Consider the following 461-nt stretch of genomic DNA (forward strand, 5'->3'; position numbering starts at 1 on the left):
TTGCGGACCTTGCAGCAGGCGGAATGCGATCTCGCGTTCGAGCATGGGCGCGAGCACCGGAATTTCGGCCGGACGGTCGAGCAGCCGCAGCATACGGCGCCAGGCATCGAGCAACTCGTCATCCGCCCGATTGGTTACGAAGCTGTCGCCGTCGACCGCCGGTCTGTGGTCGATAAGCAGGCCGGCGATCAGCTCGATATCGATGGCGAAGGCGAGAGCCATGTAGGGACGGGCGCTGCTCGCCTCTATCAGCTGGCTGGTGGCGGGCGCCTCCACCGCATAGACGAAATAGCTACCGGCGCTGTAGGCAAGCGTACGGTCGCCGACCAGCACCGTTTTGGTCCCCTGCAGGACCAACAGCGCGGTCGGTTGACAGAGTTCGGGCAGGGGCGATGTCGGAACCTCGCTACGGCCGATCGTAACGCGCGGGATGGCTGTTTTCGTCCGCCGCCCGTGCGCAT

Annotated in this window: 1 protein-coding gene; it reads right to left on the minus strand. The window is 65.1% G+C overall.

From position 1 onward, the window contains the following. The coding region (locus ACWTU8_RS32600) for an AraC family transcriptional regulator (RefSeq protein ID WP_455851349.1) at window positions 1-461 on the minus strand (461 nt) is incomplete at both ends.

Source organism: Mesorhizobium sp. BHbdii (assembly GCF_053848045.1).